A 7099-nucleotide genomic window follows, 5' to 3' on the forward strand; every position below is an offset into this window, starting at 1 on the left:
GGCTAAGACCTTTTTTAGGATATCATTGTCTGTCTTAAGACGGGCATTCTCTACTTTAATTTTTTCGATATCTGCTTCAGAATACCCGGTTTTTTCATCTGTGGAATATTTTTTGATCCACCGATAAATGGTTTGTTCTGCTATGCCATGTTCCTCACTTAAATTCTTTACTGAATGACCATTTTCGTACAAACTGACTAGCGTTTTCTTATAGTCGACATCATAGGTTCTTCGGTTTGACATCGATAGACACTCCTTTTCGATAGTTTTTATTCTATCAAAACGTGTCCAGGATTTCATACTAACATCATTACTTTAAGTTTTTTCTAAGATATAAACACATATCGTTTCTTCACTGATGTATTTTGCAAAACTTTTTCTACACCAGATTGCAGCGATAAATTACACAACTTTGTATCTGAAAGATTCTTTTATTTATTTTTTTTTGAATAATGCAGCTTTAAAGCGATATCTCTCTCCAGTAAAGGTAAATAAATGTTATACACATAACTTTCGTGATATAAAGGTACTTCTCTCGCTATTAATGAACCTATTGAATTGATAACCTTGATAAGCTACTATAACCTGTCGTTTCATATAGCGAATCTCTTCATCTTAAAAGAGAATTAATTCTAACATAACCCCTATTTTGTATTCGCTTTCAACATTTTTTCTTTTATCGATTATTCCATTCCCTCTCTACTATCCCTCCTTCATATTACTAAGTCGTATGTTTTATTTGCTATAAATATATATACCAAGTATACCCTGCTTTCATTGTGAATGCATTATGAATCTACCATTATTTTAAAGTTCATTAGATTTTGTTCTTTGTGTTTTTGATTTAAAGGCTCCATACAATATCGTAGATAGACACTGTGTCTGCTTTGGTTTCTATGACTGCTACTACAACTGTGCACTTCCCATAAAAGCGCATAAGAGAGCAACTATAGATATATAACTAAATCAAAAAACCTTCTGTATAATGATAGTTCATGTCTTCCGACATGCCCCTTGAATACAGAAGGTTTCATATTATCAGTTCTTTAATTTGTGTTACTAAAACTCTCCTAGTTCTCCTATAGCTGGGTTCAAGCCTGTATTGATGAAGTCAGCCTCTGTTAGTGGATAGTAAGTATAACTATATTGGCTTATTAATTCTTTATCGCTGTTGCTATTCTCAGATATAGAGTAACTTATACTACCCGCTTCTAGCTCCATTCCAATTTCTTCAGTTTCTGGTGGATCATAAGCTATGAACAAAGAGTTTTCATCAACGCTATAATCGACGATATCGTACGCTGCATATTCTCCCCATCCTATGACGATATCATAGTACTTACTGTCAGTGATGATGATTAGATGGACCATCTCTGAATTGTATGGCTCTCCTTCAAAGTTCGCATAGTACCCGTGAAAATCTTCAAAGGTATATGCCGCTTCTTCAGGCTTCTCTTCCACCGTGCTGCTGGATTCAGTAGCCTGTTCCGTTTCTTCTGCTACCACCATATTAACTTGCTCAACTTCTGCATCACTTTCATCCGTCACATTCTCTTCGGATTGTTCTTCCTCTGAAGTGCCAGTCTCTACGTCATCCTCAACTAACTCTTCTGCATCGATATCTTTTTCGGGTTCAGCTTCCTCTACTTCTGGTTTTGATTCTTCATCTGCTTCTGTTTCAGCTTCTACAGTTAGTTTTTCAAGTTCTAACTGAGCGTTGTCGAACATGTCCTGAGCTTTCGCTGCCATTCCCGCTGAGCCATTCTCTGTATCTAAAACAAATTCCAGTTCTTCCATGGAATCAGCATATTGTTCCAGGTCGAAGTGTTCGACAGCCTTCAGATAATGCTGGATCTGATAAATCATGTCGGTCGTGCGCTGATCGTCAGGATGCGCTTCAAGGGCCTGTTCAAAATACACTTCAGCACGAATAAAGTCTTCTGCAGCAATATAGTCCAATCCGCCTTGAAAGGAATTGTTATACAACTCGTCGGTTTCGTCATTGCAAGCGGTCGTTAATACGAGTAATAGTGCCAGGGTCAACCATTTTTTACTCTCCTCCTGATGTATAATCCATTTTAATTGAACAAGAAAAGAAGAAATCTATAATATTGTCGTTTCATTCACTGCAATTTTTTGAAAGGCGAGTGAATCGTTTAAAGTACCGACACTATGGCTGTCAGACATCCTCTTGCTTCACAACGACACAGATGTACTGTTTACCATTAGAGATACTCTGATTCTTGTGTTGCCCTTGATTAGGTAATGGGAAGGTACTAGTGTCAGCTGGTTCATTGCCTGGCAATGACTGGTACATCAGCTGGCAATGACTGGTAAATTGCTTGGCAATGTTGGGGAGTATGTGTGAGTGATCATTGATAGTTGGTGTTGGAGTGGTTTATATGAATGAATGTTAGTAATTGAGAAAGAAAAATTACTGATTAATCATAATAGTCAAATATGACACTGTCGATTATGTTGATTATATCTCTATTATTACCGGGTTCGACATATACTGTTTCAGCCTCGTCTAATATTTCCTGTGCATAGGTTCTGTAGCCTTCTGGAGACTTATCTTCCTGATGCCAGTGCGAAGGCATCGGATATATCGTGATGTTACCGTCTCCATGAGAAGCATAAGTTATTGATCCTGAATATCCATATTCGCCCATTATTACTGTTGTTGGATCAAGGAACTTGATACTATCTTCGTAGCCATCCGCTACAGGACTTCCTGCAGGATAATGGCTGATATAAATTATAGAAGATGCAGAATCTACCATGCCTGTCATAAGCAATACCCGGGCATATTCAGTTTCTTGTGCGCTGTAGCCTTCGAGCGAAGGTGTGTGACTAACATTTGAAGTCTCAGTTTCCATCCTATCATCAATACTCTCATTTTGAACTACGTCATCCTCACTGACATTCTCTTCTGACTTTTCGCCAGATTGTTCTACAGATAAATTGTTATCTTTTTTGACAGTATCAACTGATTGTTCTGTTTCGCTATCTTCAGATTCCGCTTCTTCTGCTTCTGCAGCCATATCATCCATTGCAAGCTGCACTGAACGATTTAGGTCTTGAGCTATACTCACCATGCCAGCCTAACCATTCTCAGTGTCTATAACACGATCCAGCTCTTCCAGTGAATTATCAAATTCTCCCCTGTCAAAGTGTTCCACAGCCTTCTGGTAATGCTTAATCTGAAACATAAGATCGATTGTACGCTGATCATCAGGACGTGCGTCGAGTGCTTGTTCAAGATATACTTCAGCACGGACAAAATCTTCTGCAGCTATATGATCGAGTCCATCTTGAAAGGAACTGTTGTATATTTCGTCGGTCCCGTCATTACACGCGGTCACAAGAACAAGCAAAACGGGTAGGGTCAACCATTTACTCATTGTGTAATCTCCTCTACAACATTATCAAAAATAGATCAAAGCTCTGCTTCGTAAAGTATCAATAACAATTTTTACAGTAATAATTCGTTCTTCTACTGTTTGTGCATGCGTAGATTTTCAGAATTATCTGTACACCTCCCAAATTCATCAGAGCTCAGTACATTCTCAAGTAGGAAGGCAACTACTATTGCCCTCCTTAATATTCTATTAAAACGATATAAATCAGTTACCCTAAAGTTAGTTTCATTCTACCTTAATGTTTGTGAAAAATCTCTTTTGACCCACCGTAATATTGATATAAATAGTATCCTTTCATCGATGTCTACATCCCCCCAGTGTGTGGCATTTGTGTTCAATGGAATAAGTGAGTACTCTATTTCGTTTTCATGTACCGTTTCTACACAAAAAGCTTTGAGCCAAAACAGCTCAAAGCTTTTCTATATGGATCAATTATTAGAGTACTTTCTTAGGATCGACTTTCTTCTGTTTCCAGCCCATGCTTCTGGCCCAGCGCCTGAAGTCGGCCGCTTCTTCTTTGTCTTCGGGTTCATTGATCGCTCTTAAGAAGTTCGCAAAGCCGCTCAGTCCACCGACGTCGTCCATGACGTTTAGTCCGACTCTCGAAAGACATACGGGTTTGTGCTTAGTTTTGACAGTTTCTCTGGCTTCGTCCAGTTCTTCTTTTGTGACAGAATGATTGGCCACCAGGTCTTCACAGCTTTTCAGCTTGGTCAGTTTCACTATCCAACTGTCACCGTAGTCATATTCATAATACAACTCGTTTGTCACGGGGAAGCCGGAACCGCTCACCGCTTCGTCGGCATAGCCTAACACGTCTGTAATTAAAAGACTCTCCATCAAACTTTCTGTGCCGCTTTCCATCGCGATGGCCGCGTTCATTTCGTCCAGGGTCATATCGACCAGAGCTTTGGTTCCGAAAACTTTCGGTTCAGCATCTGGCTCTATCTGTCTGCGTTCGAGGTAGTCGGAGAAAGGCTCCTGTATCTCCAGTTCTTCAAACCGGTCCAGCAGTGCTTCTACATCCTCTCTTGCCGCGTCATACTGTTCAAAGTAACCGCCGTATTGATATGGACCAGTATATTTCTTCCGCAGCCAAGCAATGAAATTTCCGTATTCATAATCATCGTCCCAGAATACATCATGCTCAGCTTCAGACGGGTGGCTGAAACAGCACCCCGACCAGATCTGACCAGCCTTTGACTGTTCCTTGAGTCAGCTTCTGATAGACTTCTTCCGGTAAATTAAACTGCCTCAAATGCGAGTTCTGCCAGCCGAACAGTTTCTGCAGCGCATAGTGCAGCGCATGCAGGGTCATGTCAGAAGGGATCAGCACCTCTCTTGTGATACGATCGCCTGAAGACGATTCGCCGTACCGTTTCAGCAGCACCTTCTCGTCACTGGACAAGTAGTCACTAATCAGTTCCAGCCTTAGCCGCACAGGTCTAATATCTCTCTGCATTTTCGCCATTCTCCTATCTCCACTTCTATGTCATTTAAAAACGTATCTCTTGTCAATAAAAGTTTACCATGTCTTTACTTTAGATGAAATAAGAGAAGGAATGATAACAAGTGAGGTAATTGCAGCAGCTCACTTTTAAAGTTACCACCGAATCGTAATAAGTGGGCTGTGCCCGACGAGTAACTTATTAAGATAAAGGGTAATCGTGACAAGTGAGGCCGGACGACACACTCACTTGTTATGTTTCTGGACTCGGAAACATAATGTAGTTGAAAAGTTATTTTTCGCTCTGCGAAAAATGTCTGCTTAAGAATTTACTAGAAGTTTTGCTCAGATCTCCTAACGGGGTTCTGATAAGATTGTCCGATTTTTTTATCCGGTATGCGATAAAACAGACCACGTTTACAAATTAACTCTGTTTTTTATAACTAAAATAATATTTTTCTCATAATGTACGTTAAACAAAAATATATATTATAATAATTAATGAAATCGCTATCAAAATGTAGTTTATTACTTTCCTGGAGGAATGTTTATTGGATTATGATAAAGAATATATGGACAGCATGATGGACCGTTTCGATGCCCTTATCAGATGTTCAGAAGATCAAAAAGCCAGACCTTATGCGCTGATACCGGAACAGAAAGGCTCTGACTTAAGGGTCCTGTCGATCAACGAAGACCGCGTGCAAGACTTTTTAGACGTCGCACTCGAGCAGACATACTTGCTGCTCGATGATGATTCATTTTATGTTTGCGACTTGTCTAAGGAAATCAGCTCACCTTATAATACCCTAGTCTTTCAGACCAATGGCAGCGTGCTTAAGTCAAAAGAGATCACGACCCACATCATCACCCGCTACATGAATTACATAGGTGTAGACTATAAAGCAACGATGCAGCTGGGCAAGTCACTTGGTATCTTCAGTCAGTGTCCCTTCGTCTGCGGGACACTCTGCTTTACACCGCTTAACGGAGCGAGCCGGAAACCTGTCAGCTGGCTCGGTCTGCATCATGTACAGGCAATCACGGCGCACCAAAAAGCAACGTATTTCAATATCGACGGCAAGCACGAACTGACACTCAATGTTTCGCATAAAACGGCCAGCCGTTTGATCAGGCAGACTAAGATCTTGTCTGATTCCCAGCAGCGGATGGTGACAGAATGGCTGGCACTCATGCATCATCAAAAAGAATTCAGCAGCCGGCCTAACGTCGTGACGCGGTGCACTGTAAGCAGTCATTTCTCACAGCCTCTGCCTCTTCTATCAACGTGGCTGATGACCCTCAGTTTCCTTCAGGGACGCTGGATCGTCCAGGATCTACTCAAAGAAGGCGACCCACTGCTGGATCTACTTCCACCGGAAAAATTAAATGACGAAAACGAGATTAACGACTAAGACTGATCACTACCTCAACAGGACTGCCATCACTTGGTAGTCCTGTTTTAATGTTGCCGCTTTTGTCGTATACGGTTAAGTGAATCCATAACTTCCTGATTTATATCTTCATCAACCGGATCATCTACAACAGTGTACTCATCTTTGGTCCAGTCTGGTAGCGATTCACTCTTTGATACATGGTTAGTGAATGACTTCTGGCGATTCTTGAAGGATCGGTCATAAGCCGAAATGTCTTCAAAGCTCCTTACGCCCTTCTTCTGGAAGTCTGTCAGTATGGCATTCATATAAGCAAACGACTTACCACTCATGTGCGTTCGTCTGATCGCTTCTAGAATAACAGACTGTTCAAAGACAGCTAGCCAGTCTTTCAGTTGTTTTTCTATTTGGGGTGTAGGCACTTGAACCTTTGATTCAAATTCTTTAAGGATATGTAATAAATCATCATCGGAATCATCTAGTTCTTTTTCAACTTGTGATGATGATTTACTTTCTTTTACTATACTTTCCTCTACTTTACTTTGTGTAGTTATTGTAGACATTAATTCCGTTGAGTCCACATCACTGTCAACATGGCTAGTTTCTACAGATACTTCAGGATAAAGGGAGACAATTGATGTTAGTATGAAATCCTGGACACGTTTTGATAGAATATAAACTATCGAAAAGGAGTGTCTATTGATGTTAGTATGAAATCCTGGACACGTTTTGATAGAATATAAACTATCGAAAAGGAGTGTCTATCGATGTCAAACCGAAGAACCTATGATGTCGACTATAAGAAAACGCTAGTCAGTTTGTACGAAAATGGTCAT

Annotated in this window: 8 protein-coding genes; 1 reads left to right on the plus strand and 7 read right to left on the minus strand. The window is 40.4% G+C overall.

Annotated features, from left to right (window positions below):
- The 6 genes from BMX84_RS12040 to BMX84_RS12065 all read right to left on the minus strand — a co-directional run.
- Positions 1-243, minus strand: a 243-nt coding sequence (locus BMX84_RS12040; protein ID WP_177165567.1) for a transposase, incomplete at its 3' end; no start/stop codon positions are given.
- An 816-nt stretch (positions 244-1059) separates the two neighbouring features.
- Positions 1060-2043: a hypothetical protein gene (locus BMX84_RS12045; RefSeq protein WP_091490231.1), complete on the minus strand. Its 984-nt coding sequence runs from the start codon at positions 2041-2043 to the stop codon at positions 1060-1062.
- A 398-nt stretch (positions 2044-2441) separates the two neighbouring features.
- Positions 2442-3098, minus strand: a complete 657-nt coding sequence (locus tag BMX84_RS12050) for a hypothetical protein (RefSeq protein WP_091490234.1) — start codon at positions 3096-3098, stop codon at positions 2442-2444.
- Between the two features lie 6 nt (positions 3099-3104).
- Positions 3105-3404, minus strand: coding sequence for a hypothetical protein (locus BMX84_RS12055; RefSeq protein ID WP_091490237.1), 300 nt, complete (start codon positions 3402-3404; stop codon positions 3105-3107).
- Between the two features lie 453 nt (positions 3405-3857).
- Complete coding sequence (locus tag BMX84_RS12060; protein WP_218142380.1) at positions 3858-4319, minus strand: IS1096 element passenger TnpR family protein; 462 nt, start codon at positions 4317-4319, stop codon at positions 3858-3860.
- Between the two features lie 256 nt (positions 4320-4575).
- Positions 4576-4884 (minus strand): IS1096 element passenger TnpR family protein, encoded by a 309-nt coding sequence (locus BMX84_RS12065; RefSeq protein ID WP_177165568.1) that lies wholly within the window; start codon positions 4882-4884, stop codon positions 4576-4578.
- 536 nt (positions 4885-5420) lie between these two features.
- On the opposite strand from BMX84_RS12065, the gene BMX84_RS12070 reads away from it, so the two are divergent.
- Positions 5421-6284, plus strand: coding sequence for a competence protein ComK (locus tag BMX84_RS12070; protein ID WP_091490255.1), 864 nt, complete (start codon positions 5421-5423; stop codon positions 6282-6284).
- Positions 6285-6331: 47 nt separating this feature from the next.
- Here BMX84_RS12070 and BMX84_RS12075 read toward each other — a convergent pair whose 3' ends face one another.
- Complete coding sequence (locus BMX84_RS12075) at positions 6332-6826, minus strand: DnaD domain protein (RefSeq protein WP_091490258.1); 495 nt, start codon at positions 6824-6826, stop codon at positions 6332-6334.
- Positions 6827-7099 lie beyond the last annotated feature (273 nt).

This window comes from Alkalibacterium putridalgicola, assembly GCF_900109825.1.
Classification (GTDB): domain Bacteria; phylum Bacillota; class Bacilli; order Lactobacillales; family Carnobacteriaceae_A; genus Alkalibacterium; species Alkalibacterium putridalgicola.

Coding starts and splice junctions, on each gene's coding strand:
- BMX84_RS12050 (WP_091490234.1), bottom strand. CDS start 3,098: ATGGTGAGTATAGCTCAAGACCTAAATCGTTCAGTGCAGCTTGCAATG.
- BMX84_RS12075 (WP_091490258.1), bottom strand. CDS start 6,826: ATGTCTACAATAACTACACAAAGTAAAGTAGAGGAAAGTATAGTAAAA.
- BMX84_RS12060 (WP_218142380.1), bottom strand. CDS start 4,319: ATGACCCTGGACGAAATGAACGCGGCCATCGCGATGGAAAGCGGCACA.
- BMX84_RS12055 (WP_091490237.1), bottom strand. CDS start 3,404: ATGAGTAAATGGTTGACCCTACCCGTTTTGCTTGTTCTTGTGACCGCG.
- BMX84_RS12065 (WP_177165568.1), bottom strand. CDS start 4,884: ATGCAGAGAGATATTAGACCTGTGCGGCTAAGGCTGGAACTGATTAGT.